This is a genomic window from Inquilinus ginsengisoli, from assembly GCF_050434925.1.
Lineage (GTDB): Bacteria > Pseudomonadota > Alphaproteobacteria > DSM-16000 > Inquilinaceae > Inquilinus > Inquilinus ginsengisoli_B.
The window spans coordinates 2,331,559-2,357,729 of sequence record NZ_JBNDJK010000001.1; the positions used below are offsets into that span (position 1 = coordinate 2,331,559).

30 protein-coding genes are annotated in these 26,171 nt (G+C 70.8%); 14 read left to right on the forward strand and 16 right to left on the reverse strand.

What is annotated here, in order from left to right; translation table 11 throughout:
* Positions 1–29: 29 nt before the first annotated feature.
* Positions 30–1,115: a LacI family DNA-binding transcriptional regulator gene (locus QFZ27_RS11175; RefSeq protein ID WP_429226425.1), complete on the forward strand. Its 1,086-nt coding sequence runs from the start codon at positions 30–32 to the stop codon at positions 1,113–1,115.
* Between the two features lie 110 nt (positions 1,116–1,225).
* Here QFZ27_RS11175 and QFZ27_RS11180 read toward each other — a convergent pair whose 3' ends face one another.
* A complete protein-coding gene (locus tag QFZ27_RS11180; RefSeq protein ID WP_429226426.1) occupies positions 1,226–2,296 on the reverse strand; it encodes a glycosyltransferase family 4 protein in 1,071 nt (356 codons plus the stop codon).
* Between the two features lie 300 nt (positions 2,297–2,596).
* Between QFZ27_RS11180 and QFZ27_RS11185 the strand changes: the two genes are divergently transcribed.
* From QFZ27_RS11185 to QFZ27_RS11200, 4 genes are all read left to right on the forward strand, one after another.
* Complete coding sequence (locus QFZ27_RS11185) at positions 2,597–4,384, forward strand: ABC transporter ATP-binding protein (RefSeq protein WP_429226427.1); 1,788 nt, start codon at positions 2,597–2,599, stop codon at positions 4,382–4,384.
* Positions 4,385–4,480: 96 nt separating this feature from the next.
* Positions 4,481–5,494 carry a D-cysteine desulfhydrase family protein gene (locus QFZ27_RS11190; protein WP_429226429.1) on the forward strand — a complete coding sequence of 338 codons (1,014 nt, stop codon included), beginning with the start codon at positions 4,481–4,483 and terminating at the stop codon, positions 5,492–5,494.
* Positions 5,491–6,072 (forward strand): DNA-3-methyladenine glycosylase I, encoded by a 582-nt coding sequence (locus tag QFZ27_RS11195; protein WP_429226430.1) that lies wholly within the window; start codon positions 5,491–5,493, stop codon positions 6,070–6,072. Before QFZ27_RS11190 ends, QFZ27_RS11195 begins: the two co-directional genes overlap by 4 nt.
* A gap of 158 nt (positions 6,073–6,230) precedes the next feature.
* Complete coding sequence (locus QFZ27_RS11200; RefSeq protein ID WP_429226431.1) at positions 6,231–7,118, forward strand: fatty acid desaturase; 888 nt, start codon at positions 6,231–6,233, stop codon at positions 7,116–7,118.
* 5 nt (positions 7,119–7,123) lie between these two features.
* On the opposite strand, the gene QFZ27_RS11205 is transcribed toward QFZ27_RS11200, so the two are convergent.
* A complete protein-coding gene (locus tag QFZ27_RS11205; protein WP_429226433.1) occupies positions 7,124–8,020 on the reverse strand; it encodes a LysR family transcriptional regulator in 897 nt (298 codons plus the stop codon).
* A gap of 103 nt (positions 8,021–8,123) precedes the next feature.
* Between QFZ27_RS11205 and QFZ27_RS11210 the strand changes: the two genes are divergently transcribed.
* Positions 8,124–9,131, forward strand: coding sequence for an aldo/keto reductase (locus QFZ27_RS11210; RefSeq protein WP_429226434.1), 1,008 nt, complete (start codon positions 8,124–8,126; stop codon positions 9,129–9,131).
* Between the two features lie 77 nt (positions 9,132–9,208).
* Here QFZ27_RS11210 and QFZ27_RS11215 read toward each other — a convergent pair whose 3' ends face one another.
* Positions 9,209–9,661, reverse strand: a complete 453-nt coding sequence (locus tag QFZ27_RS11215; protein WP_429226435.1) for a hypothetical protein — start codon at positions 9,659–9,661, stop codon at positions 9,209–9,211.
* Between the two features lie 216 nt (positions 9,662–9,877).
* Here QFZ27_RS11215 and QFZ27_RS11220 point away from each other — a divergent pair, with 216 nt between their 5' ends.
* Positions 9,878–10,300, forward strand: a complete 423-nt coding sequence (locus QFZ27_RS11220) for a group III truncated hemoglobin (RefSeq protein ID WP_429226436.1) — start codon at positions 9,878–9,880, stop codon at positions 10,298–10,300.
* A gap of 158 nt (positions 10,301–10,458) precedes the next feature.
* Here QFZ27_RS11220 and QFZ27_RS11225 read toward each other — a convergent pair whose 3' ends face one another.
* The 8 genes from QFZ27_RS11225 to QFZ27_RS11260 form a co-directional block, all read right to left on the reverse strand.
* Positions 10,459–10,701, reverse strand: coding sequence for a hypothetical protein (locus QFZ27_RS11225; RefSeq protein ID WP_429226437.1), 243 nt, complete (start codon positions 10,699–10,701; stop codon positions 10,459–10,461).
* Positions 10,702–10,797: 96 nt separating this feature from the next.
* On the reverse strand, positions 10,798–11,367 hold the full coding sequence (locus QFZ27_RS11230; RefSeq protein ID WP_429226438.1) for a hypothetical protein: 570 nt from the start codon (positions 11,365–11,367) through the stop codon (positions 10,798–10,800).
* Positions 11,358–11,993, reverse strand: coding sequence for a lysophospholipid acyltransferase family protein (locus QFZ27_RS11235; RefSeq protein WP_429226439.1), 636 nt, complete (start codon positions 11,991–11,993; stop codon positions 11,358–11,360). The genes QFZ27_RS11230 and QFZ27_RS11235 overlap by 10 nt, the downstream gene beginning before the upstream one ends.
* Before the next feature lie 10 nt (positions 11,994–12,003).
* A complete protein-coding gene (locus QFZ27_RS11240) occupies positions 12,004–12,888 on the reverse strand; it encodes a phosphatidate cytidylyltransferase (protein ID WP_429226441.1) in 885 nt (294 codons plus the stop codon).
* Between the two features lie 325 nt (positions 12,889–13,213).
* Positions 13,214–13,822 (reverse strand): CDP-alcohol phosphatidyltransferase family protein, encoded by a 609-nt coding sequence (locus QFZ27_RS11245; protein ID WP_429226442.1) that lies wholly within the window; start codon positions 13,820–13,822, stop codon positions 13,214–13,216.
* Between the two features lie 35 nt (positions 13,823–13,857).
* On the reverse strand, positions 13,858–14,727 hold the full coding sequence (locus tag QFZ27_RS11250) for a lysozyme inhibitor LprI family protein (protein WP_429226443.1): 870 nt from the start codon (positions 14,725–14,727) through the stop codon (positions 13,858–13,860).
* A gap of 109 nt (positions 14,728–14,836) precedes the next feature.
* The gene (locus tag QFZ27_RS11255) at positions 14,837–15,166 is read right to left on the reverse strand and encodes a YnfA family protein (RefSeq protein WP_429226445.1); all 330 of its coding nucleotides are present in this window, start codon (positions 15,164–15,166) and stop codon (positions 14,837–14,839) included.
* Positions 15,163–15,663, reverse strand: a complete 501-nt coding sequence (locus QFZ27_RS11260; protein WP_429226446.1) for a CinA family protein — start codon at positions 15,661–15,663, stop codon at positions 15,163–15,165. Before QFZ27_RS11260 ends, QFZ27_RS11255 begins: the two co-directional genes overlap by 4 nt.
* A gap of 236 nt (positions 15,664–15,899) precedes the next feature.
* Between QFZ27_RS11260 and QFZ27_RS11265 the strand changes: the two genes are divergently transcribed.
* Complete coding sequence (locus tag QFZ27_RS11265) at positions 15,900–16,586, forward strand: fumarylacetoacetate hydrolase family protein (RefSeq protein ID WP_429226447.1); 687 nt, start codon at positions 15,900–15,902, stop codon at positions 16,584–16,586.
* Positions 16,587–16,599: 13 nt separating this feature from the next.
* Entirely contained in the window at positions 16,600–17,175 is a 576-nt protein-coding gene (locus tag QFZ27_RS11270) for a pyridoxamine 5'-phosphate oxidase family protein (protein ID WP_429226448.1), read from the forward strand.
* A gap of 13 nt (positions 17,176–17,188) precedes the next feature.
* Here QFZ27_RS11270 and QFZ27_RS11275 read toward each other — a convergent pair whose 3' ends face one another.
* Genes QFZ27_RS11275 through QFZ27_RS11285 form a run of 3 tightly spaced genes read right to left on the reverse strand, consistent with a single transcriptional unit; the run spans position 17,189 to position 18,810 of the window.
* Complete coding sequence (locus QFZ27_RS11275) at positions 17,189–17,608, reverse strand: type II toxin-antitoxin system VapC family toxin (RefSeq protein ID WP_429226449.1); 420 nt, start codon at positions 17,606–17,608, stop codon at positions 17,189–17,191.
* Positions 17,605–17,850 (reverse strand): type II toxin-antitoxin system Phd/YefM family antitoxin, encoded by a 246-nt coding sequence (locus tag QFZ27_RS11280; RefSeq protein WP_429226450.1) that lies wholly within the window; start codon positions 17,848–17,850, stop codon positions 17,605–17,607. Before QFZ27_RS11280 ends, QFZ27_RS11275 begins: the two co-directional genes overlap by 4 nt.
* A 60-nt stretch (positions 17,851–17,910) precedes the next feature.
* Positions 17,911–18,810, reverse strand: a complete 900-nt coding sequence (locus QFZ27_RS11285) for a LysR family transcriptional regulator (protein ID WP_429226451.1) — start codon at positions 18,808–18,810, stop codon at positions 17,911–17,913.
* Positions 18,811–18,955: 145 nt separating this feature from the next.
* On the opposite strand from QFZ27_RS11285, the gene QFZ27_RS11290 reads away from it, so the two are divergent.
* The gene (locus tag QFZ27_RS11290) at positions 18,956–19,951 is read left to right on the forward strand and encodes a DUF1254 domain-containing protein (RefSeq protein ID WP_429226452.1); all 996 of its coding nucleotides are present in this window, start codon (positions 18,956–18,958) and stop codon (positions 19,949–19,951) included.
* 4 nt (positions 19,952–19,955) lie between these two features.
* On the opposite strand, the gene QFZ27_RS11295 is transcribed toward QFZ27_RS11290, so the two are convergent.
* Positions 19,956–20,366: a DUF4112 domain-containing protein gene (locus QFZ27_RS11295; RefSeq protein ID WP_429226453.1), complete on the reverse strand. Its 411-nt coding sequence runs from the start codon at positions 20,364–20,366 to the stop codon at positions 19,956–19,958.
* Between the two features lie 233 nt (positions 20,367–20,599).
* Here QFZ27_RS11295 and QFZ27_RS11300 point away from each other — a divergent pair, with 233 nt between their 5' ends.
* The 4 genes from QFZ27_RS11300 (at position 20,600) to QFZ27_RS11315 (ending at position 25,470) form a co-directional block, all read left to right on the forward strand.
* The gene (locus QFZ27_RS11300) at positions 20,600–23,686 is read left to right on the forward strand and encodes a hypothetical protein (protein WP_429226454.1); all 3,087 of its coding nucleotides are present in this window, start codon (positions 20,600–20,602) and stop codon (positions 23,684–23,686) included.
* Positions 23,687–23,747: 61 nt separating this feature from the next.
* Entirely contained in the window at positions 23,748–24,413 is a 666-nt protein-coding gene (locus QFZ27_RS11305; RefSeq protein WP_429226455.1) for a winged helix-turn-helix transcriptional regulator, read from the forward strand.
* A complete protein-coding gene (locus QFZ27_RS11310) occupies positions 24,410–24,796 on the forward strand; it encodes a DUF488 domain-containing protein (protein ID WP_429226456.1) in 387 nt (128 codons plus the stop codon). Before QFZ27_RS11305 ends, QFZ27_RS11310 begins: the two co-directional genes overlap by 4 nt.
* An 80-nt stretch (positions 24,797–24,876) precedes the next feature.
* Positions 24,877–25,470 carry a LysE family translocator gene (locus QFZ27_RS11315; protein ID WP_429226457.1) on the forward strand — a complete coding sequence of 198 codons (594 nt, stop codon included), beginning with the start codon at positions 24,877–24,879 and terminating at the stop codon, positions 25,468–25,470.
* A 69-nt stretch (positions 25,471–25,539) separates the two neighbouring features.
* Here the strand turns inward: QFZ27_RS11315 and QFZ27_RS11320 are convergent, their stop codons facing one another.
* Positions 25,540–25,989, reverse strand: coding sequence for an ester cyclase (locus tag QFZ27_RS11320; RefSeq protein WP_429226458.1), 450 nt, complete (start codon positions 25,987–25,989; stop codon positions 25,540–25,542).
* Positions 25,990–26,171 lie beyond the last annotated feature (182 nt).

Here is a 26,171-nt window from a genome sequence, read left to right on the forward strand (position 1 = left end):
GATCAAGAGGGAGTCCGTAGGGTGCCCGCATGAGTGACGGATCGGAGAAGCGGCGGGGCACCCTGCTGGACATCGCGGCGGCGGTCGGCGTGTCGCGCACCACGGTGTCGAACGCCTTCAACCGGCCGGACCAGCTGTCGAAGGAACTGCGCGACAGGATCATGGCGGCGGCCCGGGCGCTGGGGGTGCATGGGCCGAACCCGGCGGCGCGGATGCTGCGCACCGGCAAGGCAGAGGCGATCGGCCTCTTGTTCCACGAGATCCTGCCCTTCGCCTTCGACGACCCGGCGGCGGTCGGCATGCTGCGCGGCGTCGCCACCGCCTGCGAGAAGGCGCGCTCCGGCCTCCTGATCCTGCCGGCGGTGAAAAGCCCGGCCAGCCGCAGCGCCATCCACCGCGCCGCGGTCGACGGCTTCCTGGTCTACGGCTTCCTGAACGGGGCGGAGGCCTGGGCACCGCTGCTGCGCCGCGGCCTGCCGGTGGTGGCGATCGACAACCAAGTGCCGGACGGCGTGCCCTTCGTCGGCATCGACGACCGCGGCGCTGCCCGCCGGGTGGCGCAGCATGTGGTCGGGCTCGGCCATCGCCGGCTCGGCATCATCACGCTGGAATCGGCGGTCGACGGCTATGTCGGGCCGCTCGACGCGGCGCGGCGGACCAAGATGACCTTCCGCACCAGCGTCGACCGGCTGGACGGCTATCTCGAGGCGATCGCCGCCGCCGGCATCGACCCGGACTCGGTGCCGGTGGAGGAGCGGCCGGCGTCGAGCGAGGCGCATGGCCGCGACGCCGCCCTGGTGCTGCTGCGCCGGTCGGAGCGGCCGACCGCGATCCTGGCGATGTCCGACCGGCTGGCGATCGGCGCGATCGAGGCGGCGCGGTCGCTGGGCCTGCGGGTGCCGGAGGATGTGTCGGTCGCCGGCTTCGACGACATTCCGCGCGCGGCTTTGGTGCGCCCGGCCTTGACCACGATCCGCCAGCCGCTGTTCGACAAGGGCGCCACCGCCGCCCGGCTGCTGCTCGACGCCGTGGCCGACGGCGGCACCATCCCGCCCGATCGGCATCTGCTGCCGACCGAGCTGGTCGTCAGGGCCTCCACCCGGGCGCCGGGTTGAGGGGCGGGGCAGCGGCCCAACCCTTTGCCGTCACTCCCGCGAAAGCGGGAATCTCTGTCCGCTCAAGCGGTGCGAGATCCCCGCTTTCGCGGGGATGAGGGGGCGTCCCCTCAATTCGCCACCGCGCGCAGCACGGCCGGCTTCTTCGGCGCCTCGACCGCCTGCAGGCCCTCATAGATCGCGAGGTAGTCCTGGGCCATGCGGCGGGCGGTGAAGCGCTGATCGAAGACCTCGCGGATGCGGGCGTTCGACAGCTCGGTCAGGCGCTGCACCGCGGCCACCGCGCCGATCTCGTCCTCGACGATGAAGCCGGTGACGCCCTCGTCGATCACCTCCGGCACCGAGCCGCGGTTGTAGGCCACCACCGGCGTGCCGCAGGCCATCGCCTCGATCATCACCAGGCCGAACGGCTCCGGCCAGTCGATCGGCACCAGCAGGCCGATGGCGCCGCTCAGGAAGGCCGATTTCTGCGAATCGTCGATCTCGCCGATGAAGTCGACATGCGGCGACCGCGCCAGCAGCGGCTTGATCTCGGCGTCGTAGTATTCCTGGTCGGCCTTGTCGACCTTGGCCGCGATCTTGAGCGGCAGGCCGCTCTTGGCCGCGATCTCGATCGCCCGGTCGACCCGCTTCTCCGGCGCGATGCGGCCGAGGAAGGCGAGATAGCCGCGCTCCGCCGGCACCGGCGCCAGCAGCTGCGCCGGCAGGCCGTGATGCACGGTGGCGATCCAGCCGGCCTTCGGCATCGGCCGGCGCTGGGCGTCCGAGATCGACACCACCGGCACATGCGAGAAGGTCTCGAACATCGGGTGCAGCTCGGGCATGTCGAGCCGGCCGTGCAGCGTGGTGACGAACGGGACGTCACCGCGGCTGAACAGCGAGAACGGGAAATAGTCGAGATGGCAGTGGATGATGTCGAACTCGTCCGACCGCCGGTACACCTGCTCGAACATGTGCATATGCGGCGCGATCCAGTCACGCACCGATGCATCGAGCCGCATCGCCCGCGGCCAGCAGGCCTCGAGCTTGGCGGAGGTCACGGAATCGCCGCTGGCGAACAATGTGACGTCGTGACCGAGGCCGACGAGCTCTTCCGTCAGGAAGGACACGACGCGTTCGGTGCCGCCATAGAGCTTGGGGGGGACCGCTTCGAACAGCGGGGCGACCTGCGCGATTCGCATGTGGATGGAACTCCCTCCGCAGATGGGGGTTTTGTCTGACATCACCGGCGGCGCTGCGGTGCAGCAATGCGGCGCTGCTCTCTTTCAGGTGCTTCCGCGGCAACGGGCACTCGATGACCACAGACAATCGGGGCGGCAAAAGGTTCCGACTCGGCTCCGATAATGTTCTCTGGGGTGCGCGCAGATCAGGTGCAGTGCAGCGATGCGCCGTCATCTGTCGGCACGGCGTGCCAAGACTCGCAAGGCGGCCGAACCGCGCCGTCCATGGTGGATGAAGACAACGCAGGGGAGCTGATGGACATGGCGTCCACGCAGACTCGCACTCTCGAGGGATTTCGAAACCGGCCGATCGGCTTCATCCTGTACTATGTGCGGCAGGAGGCCGCGTCGCATGCGGTGGTGATCGCCTCGGTGGTGGCAGCGGTCGCCTGCGCGATAGGGTCGCAATATGCGATCAAGCATCTGATCGACGTGCTGGCCCAAGGCGCTTCAGGGGCGATCTGGCTGGCGTATGGCCTGCTGGTCGGGCTGATCCTGGCCGACAACATGCTGTGGCGGGTCGGCGGCTGGGTCGCCAGCCGGGCCTTCGTCGCGGTCACCGGCGCCGTCCGCCGCGACCTGTTCCGGCATCTCACCGGCCACGCGCCCAGCTATTTCGCCGACCGCCTGCCGGGCATGGTCGCCGGCCGCGTCTCCGCCACGGCGAACGCCATTTTCACGACCGAAAGCATGTTCTCCTGGAATGTGCTGCCGCCCGCGCTCTCCCTGGTCGGCGCGATCTGCGTCCTGGCCTCGGTCGACCTCATCATGGCGGCGGCCCTGGTCACGGCCGCCGTGGCGCTCTCGATCTTCATCTACCGCCTGGCCAAGCGCGGCGGGCCGATCCACCGCAGCTACGCCACCGAGGCCGCGAAGGTCGACGGCGAGCTGGTCGACGTGATCGGCAATATGGGCCTGGTGCGCCTGTTCGGCGCCACGTTCCGGGAGCAGGAGCGGCTGGCCGACCGCATCGGGGTCGAGCTCGCCGCCCGCCAGCGCAGCCTGCGCTACATGGAGCGGCTGCGGCTGATCCATGCGGCGATCACCGGCGTGCTGACCGCGGGTCTGCTCGGCTGGGCGCTGCTGCTGTGGCAGGCGGGGCGGGCCACGCCCGGCGACATCGTGCTGGTCTGCTCGCTCGGCTTCGCCATCCTGCACGGCACCCGCGACCTTGCGGTGGCGCTGGTCGACCTGACCCAGCACATCGCCCGGCTGTCGGAAGCGATCGCGAGCCTGCTGGTACCGCACGACCTGCCCGACGCGCCGCATGCCGAGCCGCTGCCGGCACCCAAGCATGGCGGCGGCGTGCCGATCGCCTTCGAGGGCGTGCGCTTCGCCTATCCCAAGCGGGCGCCGATCCTGGACGGCTTCGACCTCCGCATCGAGCCCGGCGAGCGGGTCGGGCTGGTCGGCCTGTCCGGCGCCGGCAAGTCGACCGTGCTGACCCTGGTGCAGCGGTTTTACGATGTCGGGCTGGGCCGGATCGAGGTGGCCGGGCGCGACATCCGCGACCTGACCCAGGAAAGCCTGCGCCAGATCATCGGCGTGGTGCCGCAGGACATCTCGCTGTTCCACCGCAGCGTGCGCGAGAACATCCGCTACGGCCGCCCGGACGCGACCGACGCCGAGGTGATGGCCGCGGCCGAGGCCGCCCATTGCCGGGAGTTCATCGAGGTGCTGCCGGAAGGCTTCGACACCGTGGTCGGCGACCGCGGCGTGAAGCTCTCGGGCGGCCAGCGCCAGCGCATCGCCATCGCCCGCGCCTTCCTCAAGAACGCGCCTGTGCTGCTGCTGGACGAGGCGACCTCGGCGCTGGACAGCGAATCCGAGCGCGCGGTGCAGGAGGCGCTGGACGACCTGATGCAGGGCCGCACCGTGATCGCCATCGCCCACCGCCTGTCGACGCTGCAGCGTTTCGACCGGATCGTGGTGATGGAGGCGGGTCACGTGATCGACACGGGCACCCCGGCCGCCCTCGCCGCCCGCCCCGGCATCTACCGCTCCCTGCTGCAACGCCAGCTCGGCCACACGGAGGCGCATGCGGCGTGAGGCTGGGACGCGGTCCCGACCGTTCGCACCACGGCCCCGTCATGCTATCCAGCGCCATGGCGGCCGCCCGGGGGCCGCGCCTCAGGGACGGATCCGATGCCATCGCTCGACCAGCTGCCACGCCTCCGCCTGCAACACGCGCCGACGCCGCTTGAGCCGCTGCCGCGGCTCACGGAAGCGCTCGGTGGCCCGCAGCTCTGGATCAAGCGCGACGACTGCACCGGCCTGGCGCTGGGCGGCAACAAGGTGCGCAAGCTGGAATTCCTGCTCGGCGACGCGCTGGCGCAGGGCGCCGACACCATCATCACCGCCGGCGGGCCGCAATCGAACCACGCCCGCCAGACCGCGGCGGCCGCGGCCAAGCTCGGCCTCGATTGCGTCCTGGTGCTGACCGATGCGGTGGCCGGGCGCGACCCGTCCTATCACGCCAGCGGCAACCTGCTGCTGGATGAGCTGTTCGGCGCGCGGATCGAACTGCACCCAGGCACCGCCGACCCGGATGCCGAGATGGCGCGCGTCGCCGAGGAGTGCCGGGCCGAGGGCGGCACGCCCTATGTCGTCCCGATCGGCGGGTCGAACGCGCTCGGGCTGGTCGGCTATGTCGATGCGGCGCAGGAGCTGCTGCGGCAGGGCCGCGACCAGGGCGTCGGCTTCACCCATGTGGCGCTGGCCAGCGGCAGCGGCGGCACCCAGGCCGGGCTGGCGCTCGGCCTCGCCCTCGGCGGCAGCACGGTCCCGGCGGTCGGCTATTGCATCAGCCGGTCCTCGGCGGAGCAGCGGCCGAAGGTCGCCGGGCTGGTCCAGGCCGGGGCCGATCTGCTCGGCGTCCCGGCGCCACTCTCGGCCGCGGACCTGGTGCTGGAGGACGGCGTGGTCGGCGACGGCTACGGCCAGCCGACGGACGGCATGGTGGAGGCGCTGCAGCTGGCCGCCAGCCGCGATGCGATCGTGCTCGACCCGGTCTACACCGGCAAGGCGATGGCCGGGCTGATCGCCGGCATCCGCGCCGGCCGCTTCCGCTCCGACGACATCGTGGTATTCCTGCACACCGGCGGCGCGCCCGCCTTGTTCACCTATCCCGACGCCTTCCCGATCCATTGGGGCGAATGACCGATCCGGACCTGCCGCGCTGCGGCTGGGCCGCGGGCGGCCCGACGATGCTGACCTATCACGACCGCGACTGGGGCACGCCGGAGCGCGACGACCGCGCCTTGTTCGAGAATCTCAGCCTGCAGGGCACCCAGGCCGGCCTGTCCTGGCGGCTGGTGCTGGAGCGGCGGGAGAGCTACCGCCGCGCTTTTCACGGCTTCGACATCGCCCGCGTCGCGGCGATGTCCGACGCGGAGATCGAGACCCTGCTGACCGATGCCGGGCTGATCCGCAACCGGGCCAAGCTGAACGCGGTGCGCAGCAACGCCCGGGCGGTTCTCGCCGTGATCGAGGCCGAGGGCGGCTTCGGCCGCTATCTCTGGTCTTTCGTCGGCGGCGAGCCCCTGGTCAACCGCTGGACCACCCATGCCGAGATGCCGGCCACCAGCGAGATCTCCGACCGCATGAGCCGCGACATGAAGCGCCGCGGCTTCGTCTTCGTCGGCTCCACCGTCTGCTACTCGCTGATGCAGTCGGCCGGGCTGGTGAATGACCACATGCTCGGCTGCTTCCGGCATCCGGAATTCGGGCGGCCGTAGCTCAAAGGTTCCATTTATGTCATCGCCGGGCTTGACCCGGCGATCCAGGGGCCATCCGGAGCGGCGTCGACATCTCTGGATGCCCGGGTCAAGCCCAGGCATGGCAGTTATAGACGGACGGTCTTGATCCCCACCGCCGCCCGGGACCAGGATGGCGCATGGCGGAGACCAGGGCATTGCCGCCGGAGGCGCTGAAGGCGCTGTCCCGGCGATCGGATATCGATGGGCTGCGGGCGCTGGCCCGGCATGCCGGGCTGATCGCGCTCGGCGTCGGCCTGGTGCTAGCGGCGCGTGGCAGCCTCTGGGTGTGGCCGGCCATGGCGCTGCTCGGCGCCGCCGAGATCTCGCTGTTCGCCCCGCTGCACGAGACCACCCACCGCACGCCGTTCCGCTCGCTGTGGCTGAACCGGCTGGTCGGCTGGGTCGCGGGATTCCTGCTGGTGCTGCCGCCGGAGGGCTTTCGCCTGTTTCACCTGGCGCATCACCGTCACACCCAGGACCCCGAGCGCGACCCGGAGCTGATCGGCGCCAGGCCGCTGACCCGCGGCCGCTATTGGCTGATCCTGACCGGCCTGCCCTATTGGTCGAGCCAGATCCTCGGCCTGGTGCGCACCGCGGCCGGCCGCGACCGGTCGCCCTGGATTCCGGCGGCCGACCGGCCCCGAGTGGCGGCCGAGGCGCAGCTCTACCTGCTGCTCTACGCCGCGATCCTGGCCGTCAGCCTCGCGACCGGCAGCGCCCTGGCTTTGCTGCTCTGGGTCGGGCCGGTGGTGCTGGCCCAGCCGCTGCTGCGCTGGGTGCTGCTGGCCGAGCATTCCGGCTGCGTCCTCGGCAACGACCGCTGGGCCAACACCCGCACCACCGTGGCCGGGCTGGTGCTGCGCCTGCTGTTCTGGAACGCCAGCTACCACACCGAGCACCATCTGGCGCCCGGCGTGCCGTTCCACGCCTTGCCGCGCATGCACGCGCTGGTCTCCGGCCGGCTCGCCGTGCTGGCGCCGGGCTATCCGGCCGCCCATGCCGAGATCCGCCGGACGCTGGCCTGACCCCCTCAGCCCCGACCCGCCTTGATGAAATCGACGAACGCCCGCAGCGGCGCCGGCATGTGGGTGCGGCTCTGATAGTAGAGGAACGGGCCGGAGAAGCTCTGCCACCAGTCCTCCATCACCGGCGCCAGCGCGGCGCTGTCGAGATGCGGCCGCAGCACCTCCTCGAACGAGCTAATCACCCCCAGCCCGGCGACCGCCGCCGCCACCTCCATCTCCAGCGCGTTGGCGATCAGCGGGCCGTCGGGGCTGATCCGGATGATCTGGCCGTCGCGCTCGAACTCCAGGCCGGCCAGCCGGCCGCTGGCGAAGCGGTGGCGGATGCAGGAATGGTCCAGCAGGTCCTTCGGATGAAGCGGCCGGCCGCGCGCGGCCAGATAGGACGGTGCGGCGGCGATGACGAAGCGCTGCACCCGCGGGCCGACCGGCACCGCGATCATGTCGCGCTCGACCCGCTCCTCATAGCGGATGCCGGCGTCGAAGCCCTCGGCCAGCACGTCGACGAAGCTGTCCTCCGCCGTCACCTCCAGCCGGATGCCGGGATGCGCCACGAGGAACCGGGCCGCGATCGGCGGCAGGATGTGGCGGCCGACGATCGTCGGCACGTTCAGCCGCAGCGTGCCGGTCGGGCTGTCGCGGGCGCTGCTCACGGCGTCGAGCGCGCCGGCGATCTCGCCCAGCGCCGGGCCCAGCCGCTCCAGCAGCCGCTCCCCCGCCTCGGTCGGGGTGACGCTGCGGGTGGTGCGGTTCAGCAGGCGCACGCCCAGCCGCGTCTCCAGCCGCCGCAGCGCGTCGCTCAGCGAGGAGGCGGAGACGCCGCGCAGCCCGGCCGCGCCGCGAAAGCTGCGGGCCCGGGCCACGGCGACGAAGGCGTCCAGGTCGGACAGGTCGGGGCTGCTCATCGTTCGGTTTTCCGCACGGCTTGTTCGTCGCTGGCCGGATTATCGCACGGAATTTGCCCTTCCATATTCGGCCTGTGCAGCCACTCCCGCTTTGGAGCCCACCATGCAGTACCGTCAACTCGGCGCCACCGGCCCGCGCGTCTCGGCCCTCGGCCTCGGCGCCATGGGCATGTCCGGCATGTACGGCCCGTCCGAACGGACCGAGAGCATTGCCACCCTGCACGCCGCGCTCGACGCCGGCATCACCCTGATCGACACTGGCGACTTCTATGGCTCCGGCCATAATGAGATGCTGATCGGCGAGGCACTGCGGGACACGTCCAACCGCGACTCAGCCATCCTCAGCGTCAAGTTCGGCGCCCTGCGCGACCCGGCCGGCGGCTGGACCGGCTACGACGCCCGGCCGGCGGCGGTGAGGAATTTCCTGGCCTGTTCGCTGCAGCGGCTCGGCGTCGATCATATCGACATCTATCGCCCGGCCCGGCTCGACCCGGATGTGCCGATCGAGGACACGGTCGGCGCCATCGCCGAGATGGTGAAGGCCGGCTATGTCCGCCACATCGGCCTGTCCGAGGTCGGGTCGGAGACGATCCGCCGGGCCGCCGCCGTGCACCCGATCGTCGACCTGCAGATCGAATATTCGTTGGTCTCGCGCGGCATCGAGGACGGCATCCTGGCGACCTGCCGCGAGCTCGGCGTCGGCATCACCGCCTATGGCGTGCTGTCGCGCGGCCTGATCAGCGGCCATTGGCAGAAGGGCGGCACCGAGGCGGGCGATTTCCGCGCTCGCAGCCCGCGGTTCCAGGACGGCAATGTCGAGCGCAACCTGGCGCTGGTCGAGGCGCTGCGGGCGGTGGCGGAGGCCAAGGGCGTGACCGTGGCCCAGATCGCCATCGCCTGGGTGGCGGCACAGGGCCGGGATATCGTGCCCTTGGTCGGCGCCCGCCGCCGCGACCGCCTGGCCGAAGCGCTCGGCGCGCTGGATGTCGCGCTGACCCCGGACGACCTGGCCCGGATCGAGCAGGCCGTGCCCAAGGGCGCCGCCGCCGGCGACCGCTACATGGCCGTGCAGATGGCCCATCTCGACAGCGAGAAGCCGCATCGCGGGTGAGAGAGCGGTGAGGGCGATACGGGATGGGGCGTTGCGATCCCCGTCCCGGCCTCCGGTGGCCATGGCCGACAGCACGATTACCAGACGCCGCGGCGCATGAGTTCGAACACCGACGCCGCACCGAGCAGAAACATCGGCCCGAAGACGATCGCCATTCCCGGCAGGCCGATCCCGTATCTCCGCACGGAATCGTGCCAGAAGGTGCGGAATCGTTCATTGCCGAAGGGAAGGGTGGCGAGGGCGATCCAGACAGACGGGATCACGGCCGCGGCACCGAACCCCAGGCCCAGGGCCGGCCGGCCCACGTGATCCAGGTTCCCAAACAGCAGGAAGGGCAGCACGAAGCTCCCGATGCAAAGCACGGTCGCGACGCCGTTGATCCACCCGTTGTGCCTGTCGAGAGGATCGACCGGGCCGAAGCTCGATCTCCGACGAGGCGGAAAGAGGCTCTTCAGGAGCTGCAGCACCAGCGGGGCCAGGGCGATGGCCGCCGCGATCGGCAAGGCCTTGAACAGAGAGGACAGGTCCATGGTGCGCTCGAAGCCGGAATCTCGTCCTCAGCATGCAGGCAATGACGGAGTGCCTGCAATGTCCTGGTCCGTCGGCGTCTCGGTCTGGCCCGCCGCCTCCGCCCTTCACCCGGCTGCACTACATGCGGTGAGGGCATCGGCTCCGCCGGACGCGAAACCCTGCCCTGCGGCGATCGGCCCTGGCGCGACCGGCATCGGATCTGGCCATATATCCGCATGGATATGACGGATGCCGATCCCATCGAGCCGATCGACGAGGCGATGATCAGGACGCTGGTCCACGCCTTCTACGGCCGCGTGCGCGACGACGCGGTGCTGGGGCCGATCTTCGCCGGGGTGATCGGCGCCGATTGGGGCCTGCACCTCGCCAAGATGTGCGATTTCTGGTCCTCGGTGATGCTGCGCAGTGCCCGCTACCAGGGCCGGCCGATGCAGGCCCATGCCGGCGTTTCGGCACTGCGGCCGGAGCATTTCGCCCATTGGCTGGACCTGTTCCGCGCCACGGCGCGCGAGGTCTGCCCGCCGCGCGCCGCCGCGCGCTTCATCGACCGGGCGGAGAAGATCGCCGAAAGCCTGCGCCTCGGCGTTATGTTCCAGCGCGGGATTCTACCGGATACCTCGGCGCGGCGGGCGGGCTGAGCCGGCGTCGGCTGGAACAACTATCGTCATGGCGAGCCCCGAAGGGGTGTGGCCATCCAGAATGGCACCGCCCGCTGGATGGCCACGGCGACGCGCGCCTCGCCATGACGATTCTGAAGGTGGATGGGCCGTCCCTCTCGGACTGACCTTGAGTCAGGTCAGCGCTTCGCCGCGAACGCCGCCACAGCGAACCCCGCGCCGACCACGGCCAAGCCGCAAAGTACGGTGACGATCGTCAGCGCCACCGAGAGGTCGCTGCCCGTCGGGCCGAACAGGGCGAGCAGGCTGGCGCCGAGGCCAGCCAGCGAGATGCCGCCGACGGTCAGCAGCGACTGCAGGTCGGACGGGTCCTTCGAAACGGCGACGCTCTTGGCGCGGCCTTCGGTGCGCGACAGGTCCATGGCTCTCTCCAGGCGGGCCGGCTGAGCCAAGCCCGCGGCTGCCGTCTCCATATGTCAGACGTGTTGTCCCAGACATGGGGCGGCAGAGGCCTGGCGTCAGCCCCCGACCTTGGACCAATAGGCCACATAGAACGCAGACCAGCCCAGCGCCGCGAGCAACAGCCGCACCCGCACCGGCTGCAACCAGCCGGGCATGGCGGGCGTCAGAGCGTGCAGGACCGCCCCGGCCCCGGCCAATGCGACAAACCGCGGCAGCCGCACCAGCGGCGTCAGCAGCGCCAACTCCCACACCGGGATGCCCAGGCCGGGCGCGCTGGCGGCGGCGATCTTGTAGGGAATGCCGCTCAGGCTCGCCAGGATCATCGCGCCGGCCAGGCCGGTGGCGGACTCGGTGCCGGCCATCATCGCCTGCATCCGGGCGATCATGGCGGTCGGGATCGCCGGCACCGCGTCGACCAGGGCGATTGCCGCCTCCGGCGCGTGGCTGGCGAACAGCGCCAGCGCGGTGCCGCCGACCATCGCCCCGGCCGCCGCGGCGACCGCGGCGCGCAGCCCCGCCCGCCAGCCGCAGGCCAGCGCGATCAGCGACACCGGCACGTCCGGCACCACGAAGAACAGGCTGGCCTCGGCGACGCCCCACAGGAAGGCAAACCACGTCAGTCCCATTCGGAAAATCTCGTGCCCTCAATGAGCTTGGCCATCGCCGCTTCCAGGCCCTCGACAAAGGCGTCGGTGTCCTCCGGCCGGTCGGCCAGAGGCAATCCGACGAAGGCGTCGCAGAAGAACGGCACCGGCAGGAAGGCGCCGCGCGGCAGCACCTTGCCCAGCCCATGCAGGTAGACCGGCACGATCGGCACGTCCGGCCGCCGCTTGGCCAGGTGGCAGATGCCTTTCTTGAAGCGCTGCAGCCGCTCCGGCTCGCCGCGCGACCCCTCCGGGAACAGGATCAGGATGGAGCCGCGGTCCAGCGCCTCGATGCAGCCGGTCAGCGGGTCCTCGCCGCGCTCCCGCGCATGCCGGTCGAAGGGCAGGATGCCCATGCAGCGGGTCGAGAACCAAGCCATCGCCTTGCTGCTCATGAAATAATCGGCCGCCGCCACCGGCCGTACCTTGTGCAGGATCCGGCTCGGGAACAGCGAGGTCAGGGCCACGGTGTCGGCATGGCTGTTGTGATTGGCGACGATGATCGCCGGCCCCGCCATCGGCAGCCGCTCCGGGTTGCGCACATGCAAGCCGACGAACAGCAGCATCAGGGGCTTGGTCACCAGCCAGTGGAACAGCAGCCGCCACATGGTCCGGGCCTCAATAGTAGAAATAGCGCATGAAGTGGAAGAACAGCGGTGCCGCGAAGATCAGGCTGTCGATCCGGTCCAGCACGCCGCCATGGCCGGGGATCAGCGTGCCGGTGTCCTTGATGCCGATGTCGCGCTTGACCGCGGAGACCGTCAGGTCGCCGAAGAAGCCGCTGACCGCCATCAGCGCTCCCGCCGCCAGCGCCATGGGCAGCGACAGCGGCGCCAGCAGCGGCCCGATCAGCCCGGCGACGATCGTGGTGGTGACCAGGCCGCCGACGAAGCCCTCCACCGTCTTGTTCGGGCTGACCGAGGGCGCGATCTTGTGCCGGCCGAAGATGCGGCCCCAGACATACTGCGCCACGTCGTTGCCCTGGGTCAGGATCAGCAGCAGCAACAGAAGCCCGGCGCCGCCCGGCCCGGCCTCGCCCGCCTCCGGCAGCACGAACAGATAGGCGACGTGGCCGATGGCGAAGACGCACAGCATCAGGCCCCAATGCAGCGTGCCCAGCGCGCGCAGGAAGCCGGTGACCTCGCCGCGCAGCACCATCATCGCCGGCACCACCATGAACAGGTAGACCGGCACCCAGATGATGAAGAAGCCGTACTGCTCCTGCGCGATCCACCACCATTGCGTCGGGATGGCCAGATAGGCGATCAGCAGCACCGCCCGGTCGGCCCGCCTTGTCGGCACCACCGACAGGTATTCCTTCAGCGCCAGGTAGCTGACCACCGCCAGCACCACCAGAACGGCGATCGGGTTCAGCACCAGGGCGATGCCGCCGGCGATCACGATCACCCACCAGGAATGGATGCGCAGCCTGAGTTCGGTCCAGTCCTTGTCGGGCTTGCTGCGGCGCAGGAACAGCACCGCGGCCTCGGCCACCAGCAGCACGACGATCAGCGCGGCCAGCGTCCAGGCGACGGTGGGATCGACATTTAGCCCGGATATCTCACACCCCCTGCGCCCTGCGTCGTTTTGCGGTGAGTCGGATGCGGGGGCGGGACGCGAAAAGCGTATCGGGACATACGGTTGAGCGGCCCGCCCCCGCAGGCGGCCGCCGCAAGACGACCCTTCGGGCCGGTTGAAAATGCCGACAGGGTGCGTCGAACGGCTTGCCCGATGCAAAAGCATCGCGCTGCGCCGCTCTCCTGCCCCGCCTGCATTTTGAACCGGCGCAGGGCACAGGGGGTGTGAGATATCTGGGCTTGCCCGGCGATCATGCCCCGATCTCCGCCAACGCCGCGCGGACGCGGTTCAGGATGGTGAGGATCGACAGCAGCAGCAGCGCCCCCAGCACCAGCGGCATCCACAGCGCCGGGGCCAGGATCTGGAAGAACGCCGCGACGGCCAGGACCGAGAAGGCCAGCGCCCGGTCGGACTTGCCGAAGGGCCCGTCATAGCGCCGGCCGGCGCCGATGGTGCGGGCGGCGATGCCCGCGGCCTCGCCGATCACCGCCAGCAGCACGGTCAGCACCACCAGCCAGGGCGGCGCCGGCAGCAGCAGGGCCAGCGGCAGATACAAAGCCGCGTCCGACACCATGTCGCCGACCTCGTTCAGCAGGGCGCCCAGCGGCGTCGGCTTGAAGAACTCCCGCGCCTGCATGCCGTCGATGGCGTTCAGCGCCATCCGCAGCAGCAGGAAGGGCGGATACAGCAGCAGCAGCCAGGGCCAGCCGGTGGCGGCGACGACGAGGCCCAGCAGCACCGACAGGCCGGCGGCGGCCAGGGTCACGGCGTTGGCGCTGATCCCCTTCTGCGCCAGCCACACGGCGGTCGGGCGCAGCAGCGCCTGGAATTTCGGCTTGATGTCGTAGAGCGATGGCATGGATCCCCCCGGAAGCCATCATACCATCGCGGGCGTCATGGCTTTTTCGTGGTGCCGTCGCCGGCGGGGTCCGCCTGCGGATAGCTCGGATCGGTCAGGCAGGCGCGCAGCCATTTCGCGTCATCGTCCAACCCGCCCCCCTCGGCGTCGATCCGGGGCAGGGACCCGGCCGGGGCGACGACGTCCGCATTCGGCTGCAGGTCCCAGCCCGCTTCGGCCTCCTGGTCATGATCCGGGCAGAGCGGCAGGTCGCCCGTGCCCCCGATGGAGCAGGCGGCGACGGGCTTCAGCGTGCCGCCAACGACCTCGGCGACGGAATGGGTCTCGGACACCGAGCCGGACGCCCAGTCCTCGGCGACGCCGCAGACCCGATCCTTGTTCTGGTAGAAGCGTGTGGCGAAGCAGCCATAGACATCCGCCGAGGCTGACCGGCCGTCGGCCGGCAGGAAATCGCACGCAGTGCTGAAGCCGGCGAAGGGCCCGCCGGTGAACCGGGCGGCGAAGCGGCGCTGCGCCTCGGCCGCAGCGATGAGGTCGAACTGCTTGGGGTCGGTCCGGGAGCGCAGGCCGAGCGAGTCGGAGCGGTCACGAATCGCCTTCAGCAGCCGGGCATGCCAGGCGGCGTCGTCCTCGTCCTCCCCCGGGCCGGCGAGCCGCTGGTCCCGCGCCGCCAGCCAACGCCGCTGGCTGGCGACCAGCATGTCGCGGATCTCGGCATCGCCGGCGGCCGCCTTCAGGATCTGGGAATAGGCCTGGCCCATCGCCGTGTCTGCCGCCTTCAGCCGCTTGTCGCCGCAGATCGCGTGCTCGAGCTTGGTCGAGGCCTTGCCGCAGTCGAGCGCGAGGGCGGGGGAGGAGAGGGCGAGCAGGGCGGCCGCGGCGAGCAGCAGGGATCTCGGGATCATGCGGGACCTTGGACATGAGGCGGGGGGGGGTGGCTAGGACATCCGTCCTGGGAACATCCGCGCCATTTCAGCCCCGAAACCGGGCGGGATCGTGGCGGAAGCGGGACGGTCACGCGGCGAGGCGCCGGCCGAGCAGGATCACCGCAGCGCCGGCCAGGCACAAGGCCGCGCCGATCAGGTCGAAGCGGTCCGGCCGGCTGCCCTCGACCGCCCACAGCCAAGTCAGCGAGGCGGCGATGTAGATCCCGCCATAGGCGGCATAGGCCCGGCCGGCGAAGTCGGCGTCGATCCGGGTCAGCAGCAGGGCGAAGGCGATCAGCGCCACAGTGCCGGGCAGCGCCCACCACGGGCTGCCGCCCAGCCGCAGCCAGGCCCAGAAGGCGAAGCAGCCGGCGATCTCGGCGAAGGCGGCCAGGATGAAGGCGAGGATCGAGGTCACGGCCGGCCGTTAGGCTCCGCCGTCAGCCCGTCCGCCAGCAGGCGCAGCAGGGCCAGGGCGAAGGCATCCATGTTCGCGGCGCGGTCGGCGCTGCCGGTCGCCACGGTCGCCGTGATGGTGCGCGGGCCGCAAAGGGCGATGCAGCTGTGCCCGGCCGGGTCGCCGTAGCGGTTGCCGGCCGGCCCGGCCGCGCCGGACTCGGCGATGCCCCAATCCGCCTGGAAGCGGTCGCGCACCGTGCGCGCCAGCATTGCCGCATAGGGCTCGGTCGACGGGCGCAGCCCGGCCATCTCGGCCTCGCCGATCGCCAGCAGCGCCCGGCGGGCCGCTGCGGTGTAGACCACGGCTCCGCCCAGGAAATAGGCGCTGGCCCCCGGCACGGCCAGCAGCGCGGCCGAGACCAGCCCGCCGGAGGAGGATTCAGCCACGGCGATGGTCTGCCGCCGGGCGGTCAGCAACTGGGCCGCCCGGGCGGCGGCCGCGGCGATGGTCGTCATCCGGTCCCGATCCTCGACTTTGATCCGGCCGCATCATAGCGGCGGGGATGCCGGTCAGGGCAAGCCTGCCCGCAGGCGCGGAGGCCGCAATACGCGCCCGATATGGCTCGGCCCGGGGCCGGATATGGCAGCGGCGGAAATCGTCCCGCCGGCAGGGCGGCAGGCCGATTCCGGTTTGACAGGCCGGGCTCTGCCGCGCAGCTTCGGCCCGACCATCGCCCGTGAAGGATTTCCCGATGTCGACCGTGATCCCGCCGCCGCCGCAGACCCTCGTCCCGGTGCTAGGCAGCGACGCCACCTTCCCCGTCGGCCGCATCTTCTGCGTCGGCCGCAACTACGCCGCCCATGCCCGCGAGATGGGCCATGATCCGGACCGGGAGCCGCCGTTCTTCTTCGCCAAATGGGCCGATGCGGTGGTGCCGAGCGGCAGCACCATTCCCTATCCGGCGGCGACCCGGGACCTGCATCACGAGATCGAGCTGGTGGTGGCGATCGGCGCCGGCGGCACCGACATCGCGGCCGACCGCGCGCTCGGCCATGTCTGGGGCTACGGCGTCGGGCTCGACATGACCCGCCGCGACATCCAGGCCGAGGCAAAGAAGCTGGCGCGGCCCTGGACCATGGCCAAGTCCTTCGACCAGTCGGCGCCGCTGTCGGCCCTGCGCCCGGCCGCCGAGATCGGCCATCCGTCCCAGGGCGCGATCTGGCTGAAGATCAACGGCGAGACCCGCCAGTCCGGCGACCTGGCCGACCAGATCTGGCCGGTGCCGGAGATCATCGCCCATCTGTCCCGCCTGGTGGCGCTGCGCCCCGGCGACCTGATCATGACCGGCACGCCGGACGGCGTCGGCCCGGTCAAGCCGGGCGACCGGCTGGAGGGCCATGTCGCCGGCGTCGGCGACCTCGCCGTGACCTACCGCTGATGGCCACCTGCTGATGGACGGGGTCGACCTGGCCGCGGTGCTGGCCGATGCCTGGGTCCGCCTCGGCCGCGCCACCGGCGAACGCCGCCGCACCACCGGCCGGGTCGCCCTGGCCACGCTGAATGAGCGGGGCGGGCCGGCGCTGCGCACGGTGGTGCTGCGCTCGGCCGACCCGGCGGCGCGACGGCTCGAGATCCACACCGACCGCCGGTCGGTGAAGGTGGCGGAGATCGAGGCCGACCCCGCCGTGGCGCTGCTGTTGTACGAGGCGGCGGACGAGGTCCAGATCCGGGTCGAGGGCAGGGCGCAGCTGCTGCCGCCGGGGCCGGCGCTCGACGCCGCCTGGGCGGCGACGCCGGGGCCGATCCGTGCCGCCTACCGCATGCCGGGCCCGCCGGGCACCGCGATCGCCGACCCGGCCCTGGCGCCGCCTTCGACCGACGGGTCCGAGGCGGGCCGCGAGAACTTCGCCGTGATCGTGCTGACGGTCGACCGCATCGACCGGGTCCGCCTGGTCCCCGGTGCCGACCGCCGCGCCCTGTTCGACTGGACCGACGGGGAACTGCAGGCGAGCTGGCTGATTCCGTGATTGCGCCGCGCGGTCATTCCCAAGGATTGAGAACCGCTACGCCGGTCCCGCCCACATCCACTGTGTTGCGCGTGACCAGGGTCAGGTCGTGCACGATCGCCGTGGCCGCGAGCAGCGTGTCGATCACCGCTCGTGGACGGCCGGCGGACAACGCGCCCCAGAGCTTCGCCGTCGCTGCGTCGACAGCGAGAATCCTGTCGGCGAAGCTCGCTTCCAGGGCATCGGCCCAGGCGCCGAGCCTGGTTGCCATGTCCTGGTCGGATCGGCGTCTGATCTCGATGCCCTTGCGCAGCTCGCCAAGCGTCAGGACGTTGATGAACAGCCGTGCCGGATCGGCTTGCGACAGGAAGGACAGCACCCTCGGCTCCGCCCGGGTCCGTCGCGTTTCAGACAGTATATTGGTGTCCAGGAGATAACCGGCGCCGCCGGTCACAGCGCGATCTCACGGCCAACATCCCTGTCGCGTTCGACGCTGAAATCATCCACCTTCGGGCCGCCCAGCAGAAGCTCCCGGACATCTGTCTGGCGCGAGAGCAGGGCGTGGTAGTCCTCGATCGACAGCAGCACCGCACGCTCGCGGCCATGCCGCGTGATTGTCTGAGGCCCCTCTGTCCGGGCCCTCTCGACCACCTCGCTGAAGCGCGCCTTCGCCTCCTGGACCTGCCATTCCGCCATGATGCGCTCCTGACCAATCTGACTAGAATATTGGTCGGATAAGTCGGAATAGCAAGCCGGTCAGGCGATTGCATCGATCTCGCAGGCCCGGGCGATGTTCGGCAGCCAGCCCCGGCAGAAATCCAGATAGGCCCGGACGATCGTCGACGGGTGGCGGTGCGGCGAATAGACCAGGTGCAGAGGCCATTCCGGCAGCTTGTGCCGCGGCAGCAGCCGCATCAGGCGCCCGTCGCGGATCGGGCCGGCCGCCAGGAAGGGCGGCAGCTCCGTCGCCACGTCGCCGTCGAGCGCGCGGCTGCACAGGAAATGGTAGTCGTTGGCGGTCAGCACCGCCCGGGGCGTCACCACCTGTCCGCCCAGATCCCAACGGGCCGGGGCGTCGATCCGCGTCGACCACACCGCGCAGGGATAGTGCTGCAGCGCCTCGGGATCGGCCGGCAGGCCCAGCCGCTGCACCAGTGCCGGGCCGGCGACCAGAACGTTGCGGAACGACAGGACATGCCGCGCCACCATGGCCTCATGGACGATCGCGCCGACGCGCAGGGCGACGTCGATGCCGTCCTCGACCAGGTCCATGCGCCGCTCGGTCGAGGTGACATGGACCTGGATGTCGGGATAGCGGCGCTGGAACGCGGCCAGCAGCTCCCACCACGGCAGGAAGGTCTGGGGCAGCGACAGGCGCAGCCGCCCCTTCAGCCGGGCCTGATCGCTGGCCACGGCCTGCTCGGCCTCCAGCAGCGCCTCGACGCCGCCGCCGGCATGCTCGTAGAGGCGGGTCCCGGCATCGGTCAGCCGGGTGCCGCGGGTCGACCGCTCCAGCAGTTGCACCTTGAGCTGCCGCTCCAGCTCGCGGATGCGGCGGCTCAGCGTCGGCAGCGGAATGCCCAGGCGCGCCGCCGCCGCCGACAGGCTACCCGTCTGGACGACGGCGACGAACATGCGGGCGGCGTTCAGGTCCATGTGGCCAGCCTATCATATCCGAGAGGCCGGTTGCCATCGGCGCCGGTTCATTTCCAGATCCGGCAGGCCTAACTATAGCGCTTGGAAGGGCTCCGCCTCCCCGGAAAGCAACATGACCAAGACCTGCAGAAGGATCCTCGCGGCCATGTCCCTGTTGATGGCGAGTTCCGCCGCATCGGCGCAGACGGCCGCCGTGCCCGTCAGCGTCGAGACCTACAGCCGGGCCCAGACCGATGTGAACTTCGCCGGGGTGGTGAAGGCCGGCGGCTTCGGCCGGTTCAAGCATGGGCGAGAGCTTGCGCCCCCTGTCCAGCTGGGCATCGTCCGGCCCAACCGCGACACCCTCTATTCCTTCGCGATCCTCGACCTCGATGCCGGGCCGGCGACGGTCACGCTGCCGGACCCTGGCAAGCGCTTCATGGGCATGCAGGTCGTCAACGAGGACCAGTACACCCGGGCGACCTTCTATGATGCCGGCCGCCACACCCTGACCCGGGAGGCGGTCGGCACGCGCTACGCCATCGTCGTGGTCCGCTTCCTGGTCGATTTCGCGAACCGAGCCGACGTCGCCCAGGTCCATGCCCTGCAGGACAAGGTCACGCTCGGCCAGGATCGTCCCGGCAGCTTCGAGATCCCGGACTGGGACCAGGCCAGGCTCAGGACGATCCAGGCGGCGCTGCAGCAGCTCGGCACCACCGTGTCCGACACCCGGCGCATGTTCGGCGCCGGCCCCGACGCGGTCGACCCGGTCCGGCACCTGATCGGCAGCGCCATGCTGTGGGGCGGCTATCCCGAGGCGGATGCGCTGTATCTCCCCACCACGCCGGCCCGGAACGACGGCACCACCATCCACCGGCTGACGGTCGGGGACGTGCCGGTCGACGGCTTCTGGTCGCTGACCGTCTACAACAGCGCCGGCTACCTCCAGGCGAACCCGGAGAATGTCTATTCGGTGAACAGCCTCACGGCAAAGAAAGGCCCGGACGGCGCGGTCACCATCCAGTTCGGCGGCTGCGACGGCACGGTCGCGAACTGCCTGCCGATCACGGCGGGCTGGAACTACACCGTGCGCCTGTTCCGCCCGCGGGCCGAGATCCGCGACGGCAGCTGGGCTTTTCCTCCGGCACAGCCGGCGAGCTGAGGGCTCACACCCCGGCGCCCTGCCGCTCGAAATGCCGCCGCAGCAGCCGGGCGTTGCGGCGGTTGGCCTTCAGCCCGATATCCAGGATGTCGCCCAGCACCGGCACGGCGCCGAGGGCGACGTCGAGCACGACATTGCCGGCCATCAGCGCCAGCACGCGGTTCGGCGCGCCGAGGCGCCGGGCCCGCAGGATCAGCCAGGCGGAAAGCAGCCCGCCGGCGGCGTCACCCAGCCCCGGCACCAGCCCGATCACGGAATCGAGCCCGAAGCGCCAGCCCAGGAGCGGCAGGCGCCAGCGCGAATCCAGCAGCGTGGCGAGGCGGTCCAGTCGGTCCAGTTCGGCGGCGTGGTCCAAGGCGAGATCCCAATGTCGTCGACCGGCGGTGAGATGGGTGTGGCGAGGGCGGATGTCCATGCGCCCGGTCCGGCCGGCCTGGTCATAGGTCAGCGAAAGCGCAGGCTGGGCGATGCCGATCGAGCCGGCCGCGCCAAGCTGTATTCGGGAGAATTTTGTGCAAATTGCGGAATTCGCCTTTAATAAATTGAGGTGATAATCTCTCATTCTATTGAAGAACCGGGTATTCCGCTCACAAGGCGGGCTGTTACTTCGTTTGCATCAAATGATTGGCAAGAGCGCCGGGGGGCGTCATGCAGGAAAATTGGGATTCAGCCGATCGGGGCCGGACGGCGCGCCGGCAGGGGTCTTGGCACCGGATCTGCGCCGGCCTGCTCGCGGCCGCCGCCATTGCCCTGTTCGCCACCCCCGGCCTCGCCGATCCGGCCCGCTGCACCGCGGAGCAGGCCCAGCCGCTGCTGCCGACCGACCCGGCGCTGTGCCAGAGCCTGCTTGCCGCCGTGCGCGACCCGTCGGCCCTGCCGCTCGACCAGTACGAGGCCAAGCTCAACCAGTTCTTCGGCAATTACTGCCATCGCGACACCGCCTCCGGCTGGCGCCGCGACAAGCATGTCCGCGACGCCGGCCCGTTCACCGCAGCCCTGGCGGACGGCGCCTGGCAGGGCAAGGGCTTCGGCACTCATACCCCGGTGGTGATCTGGTACTCGCCAGACATGGCCGAGTGGCTGGTCCAGCATCGCTCCGGCGAGACCGCCGCGTCGTCGAACCCGCCGCCCCCGGTCCCCGACGGCGCGATCATGGTCAAGGAGATGTTCCCGTACCCGGCCGCCGCCTGCGCCGATGTCGATCCGGTCAAGCTGCTCCCGACTTCCGGCGCCGCGGTCATGATCCGCGACGGCAAGGCCTCGCATGACGGCTGGTTCTGGGGCTGGTACGGCTTCGGGCCGAATGGTGGCTGGTCGCCGGACTGGCCGCCCAGCCCGAACAACCTGCTGGGCAATATGGGCTTCGCCCAGTACTGCATGAACTGCCACGCCTCGGCCAAGGACAACCTGACCTTCGCCTCGCCGCGCAACATCTATGGCCAGCCCGGGCAGCCGCTGGTCTATCTCAGCCAGTCCTGGTTCTCGGCGCCGTCGCCGCCGTCCCAGCACCGCGCCGTCACGCTGCCGCCGGACGAGGTGACCCGGCTGGGCGAGCCGCTGTACCAGGCCGACAAAGCGGTCGATCAGGCCCTGCGCGCCTATCTGCTGCGGATGCCGAGCTGGGACACGGTCGCCAACATGCCGTCGGCGACCTATGACAACACCTGGGTCGGCGCCGGCGGCCCGCGTGCGGCGGACGAGTTCGTCACCTCCACCCAGTGCCTCGGCTGCCACGACGCCGGCAGCACCGGACTGCAATACGACATGACGGTGCCGAACCCGCATGGCGACAACCTGATCAACCTGTCGCCCTACGCCACCTGGCGCAGCTCGCCGATGGGGCTGGCCGGGCGCGATCCGTTCTTCTTCGCCCAGCTGGCCAGCGAGACCCAGACCTTCCATCCCGGGCCCGGCATGAAAGCCCTGGTCGAGAACACCTGCCTCGGCTGTCACGGCATCCAGGGCCAGCGACAGTTCCACATCGACACCTTCGCCCAGGCCGACAAATGCGAGCCCTTCACCCGCGACATGGTGAATGCGGTGCCCTGGCCGGACGACAATCCGACCGCGGCGGATGCGAAGTACGGCGCGCTGGCCCGCGACGGAATCTCCTGCACCTCCTGCCACCGCATGACACTGGGCAGTGCGGCCGCCGGCGTCGCCGATGCGCCGGAGAACGCCTGCATCGCCGAACGGCAGCAGTTCCTGAACCCACACAACACCGGCTTCGCCCGCACCTTCACCGGCAGCTTCTTCGTCGGCGCCCCTGACAAGCTGATCGGCCCGTTCGAAAAGCCGCAGGTGAAACCGATGCAGGCCGCGCTCGGCGTCACGCCGGAGCACAATGCGACGATCAAGAGCTCCGAGGTCTGCGGCACCTGCCACACCGTGCACCTGCCGGTGCTGCAGCCGGCGGTCCGGCCGCCCCTCCAGACGACGAACTTGCCCGTCCAGACGGCGAACCCGCAGGATCCGGCGGTCATCACCCATATCTACGAGCAGACGACCTATCCGGAATGGGCGTTCAGCGCCTACCGCACCGGCACCTCGCCCGACGGCCCGCTGCCGCAGGGTCCCGGCAGCCTGGCCCAGTCCTGCCAGGGCTGCCACATGCCGTCGAAGACCGCGGACGGCAAGCCGATGCGCAGCAAGATCGCCAGCATCCAGGAATACAGCAACTTCCCGGAGGCCGAGAACAACCTCGGGCCGGAGGATATCGACCTGCCCGTGCGCGACGGCTTCGCCGCCCACACCCTGGTCGGGCTGAACGTCTTCCTGATCAAGATCGCGCAGCAATTCCCCGACGTGCTCGGCATCCCCACCCCGGACCCGATGATGGGCACCCGCGGCGTCGACCCGCTGGTGCGGACCGAGCAGGCGATGCTCGACCTCGCCAGCACCGGCACCGCGGAGGTGGCGGTGAGCGGCATCTCGACGTCCGGCGGCACGCTGCAGGCGACCGTGACCGTGCGCAGCGAGACCGGCCACAAGCTGCCCTCCGGCGTCGGCTTCCGCCGCGCCTTCGTCGAGTTCCAGGTGCTGGACCAGCTCGGCAATACGCTCTGGGCCTCCGGCCGCACCAACGCGGCCGGCGCCTTGGTCGACCAGTCCGGCAAGGCGCTCGACGGCGAGTACTGGTGGGCCGACGACTGCTCGGCGCGCATCCAGCCGCTGGCGCGGCTGCACCAGCCGCACTACCAGCGCATCACCGGCCAGGACCAGGCCCAGATCTATCAGGAGCTGGTGTCGACCCCGCCGCCCAACGCCACGGCCGCGATGTGCGGTCCGGACACGACACCGCGGGGCGAGCTGACCACCAGCTTCCTCTCGATCTGCAACACGGTGAAGGACAACCGCATCCTGCCGCACGGCTATCTGCCGCTGGCCGAGCGCACCGAGATCGCCAAGGCCCTGGGCGCGACCGAGGACCTGGCCAAGGAAGCCGGCGCGACCGGCGTCGGCGACGACCCCGACTACGTCACCGGCGGCGGCGACAGCCTGGTCTATGCCGTGCCGCTCGCCGACCTGTCGGCCGGCAGCCGGCCGGCTGCGGTTCAGGCCACGCTCTACTACCAGGCCCAGCCGCCCTTCTACCTGCAGGACCGGTTCTGCACTGCCAAGGGCGAGGACCCGGAGCGGCTGAAGTTCCTGGTCGGGCACCTCAACGTCGCGGGCACCCAGGTCGCCGGCTGGAAGCTGTCGGTGGTCTCGAGCGGCCGGGTGGCGGTGCCCTGAGGACGGCGGGCGGTCCGGATTCCGGACCGCCCGGGCCGGCCCGTCATGCTACCGTGGCGCCATGGCGGGATACGGTCAGTTCTGCGCGGTGGCGCGCGCCCATGAGGTTCTGGGCGGGCGCTGGACCTTGCTGGTGGTGCGCGAGCTGCTGTGCGGCAGCCGGCGCTTCAACGACATCCGCCGCGGCATCCCGCGGATCTCGCGCACCATGCTGTCGGAGCGGCTGCAGGCGCTCGCCGCCATCGGCGTGGTCGAGCGGGTCGAGCCCGGGCCCGAATACCTCCTCACCGAGGCGGGACGGGAGCTGGCCGGGCTGGTCGGCGCGCTCGGTCACTGGGGCCAGCGCTGGCTGCCGCGGCGGGCGGAAGCGGAGGATCTCGACCTCGAGCCGCTGCTGGTCGACCTGCGCCGGCGCGTCGATTTCGAGGCGCTGCCGCGCGACCCGATGGTGGTGCGCTTCGAGATCCGCGGCCACCCGCGGCACTTCCTGCTGCTGACGCCGGCCGAGGCGTCGCTGTGCACGCACAATCCGGGCTTTCCGGAGCCGCTCTGCGTCCAGGGGCCGCTCGCCGCCCTGGTCGCCTGGTGGCGCGGCGACGCCGGCTTCGCCGAGGCCCGGCGGATGGGGCTCGCGGTGCAGGGTCCACGGGTCCTGGCGCGCGCCTTTCCCGGCTGGTTCCGGCGCTATCAGTTCGCGGACATCGCCTCGGCGGAACTCGGCGCATGACGCTGCGGATCGTCCGCCTCGGCAGTCCGCGCCATCCGGGCGAGGGCACCCGGATCGGCGCCGTCCGCCGCCTGCCGCGCGGCGTGCCGAAGGCGCGCTACGCCGCCGCCGACTGGCTCGACGTCTGGCTCCCCGACCTGTCGCCCAGCCCGGAGCTGCTGGCCCGGGGCAGGGCGGCGCGGACGGATGCGGAGTGGGATGCCTTCGCCCGCGCCTTCCGGGCCGAGATGGAGCGGCCGACGCCGCGCCGCACCCTCGACCTGCTCGCCGCCCTGTCGCACGACGCGCATTTCGCGCTGGGCTGCTACTGCGAGGATGAGAGCCGTTGCCACCGTTCGGTGCTGCGCGCCCTGCTGCAGCAGCGCGGCGCCAAAATCGCCTGAGCGGTCCGGATTCCGGACCCCACGCGCCTCCGCTCCCGCGCCAGAACGTCCGTCGACACCTTCGCGACGGGAGCGGACCCATGTCCATCGATGCGCTGCTGGCGCTGTGCCTCTTCGCCTTCGTGACCTCGATCACGCCGGGGCCGAGCAACCTGATGCTGCTCGCCTCCGGTGCCAATTTCGGCTTCCGGCGCACCCTGCCGCAGGTGGCCGGCATCACCCTCGGCTTCACCGCTTTGCTGCTGGCGGTCGGGCTCGGCCTCGGCGCCGCGCTGGCGGCCTGGCCGGCACTGCACACCGGCCTCCGGATCGCGGGCGCCGCCTATCTGCTCCACCTCGCCTGGCGCATCGGCCGGTCGCGCTCGCTCGGCGGCGGCGGCGGCGAGGCCAGGCCGCTGACCCTGTGGCAGTCGGCCGCCTTCCAATGGGTCAACCCGAAGGCCTGGGCGGTGGCGGCGACGACCATGGCGGTCTACGCCAGCCCGGAGGCGCCGCTCTTGTCGGTGCTGCCGATCTGCGCCGCCTTCGCCCTGGTCAACCTGCCCAGCATCCTGGCCTGGGCCGGCTTCGGCTTGGCGCTGCGGCGCGTGCTGGCCGATCCGGCCCGGCTGAGATGGTTCAACCTGGCCATGGCCGCGCTGCTGGCGGCGACGCTGTGGCCGATGCTGACGTGAGGAAGCGCCCGCCCCGATGTCCCGAGGCAGGCGCTCCGGTCCCCTATGCCGGGAACAGGTCGGCGTCGGTCAGGCGGCCTTGATCAGCCCCAGCTGGGTCAGCGCGGTCACGCCGTCGTCGAGGCCGATCTCCTCCACGATCCTGCCGTCGACCACCTTCAGCACGGTGGTGCCGGTGAAGTGCATCCTGCGGCCGGTCGCGGCCGGCAGGCCGCCGGCCAGGAAGTCGCCGAAGGCCGGCCCGGTGTGGGTGCCGCCGCCCTCCCACTGGCCGACGACATAATCGCCCTCGGCGATCAGCTCGGCCGTGCCCCGGAAGGCGAGGTCGGGGAAGGCGGCCCGGAAGTCGCGCATGAACGCCTTGATGTCGTCGCGGCCGCGGCGGGGCTCGTGCAGCGAGTATTGCAGCAGCATGTCCGGCGCGGCGATCTCGTCGACGACCGCGAGGTCGGCGTCCCGGCCCCAGAACTGGGTGAACCAGCGGCCGACGACGGCCTTGTTGTCCGCTTCCTTGCGCATCGGGATGGATCCTTCTGTTCGGATCATCGAAACTGCTCGATGATCCGGGGGAAGGATGGGCCCCGGGGTGCAGGGCCGAACTCCGGTTGTTGCCGCGCAATCGGGGGCTGCAATCCATGGCCCCGCCGAAACCGTCATCATAGCGCCGCCGCCGCGTGGCATCGGCGGAGCGCCATGGCCTT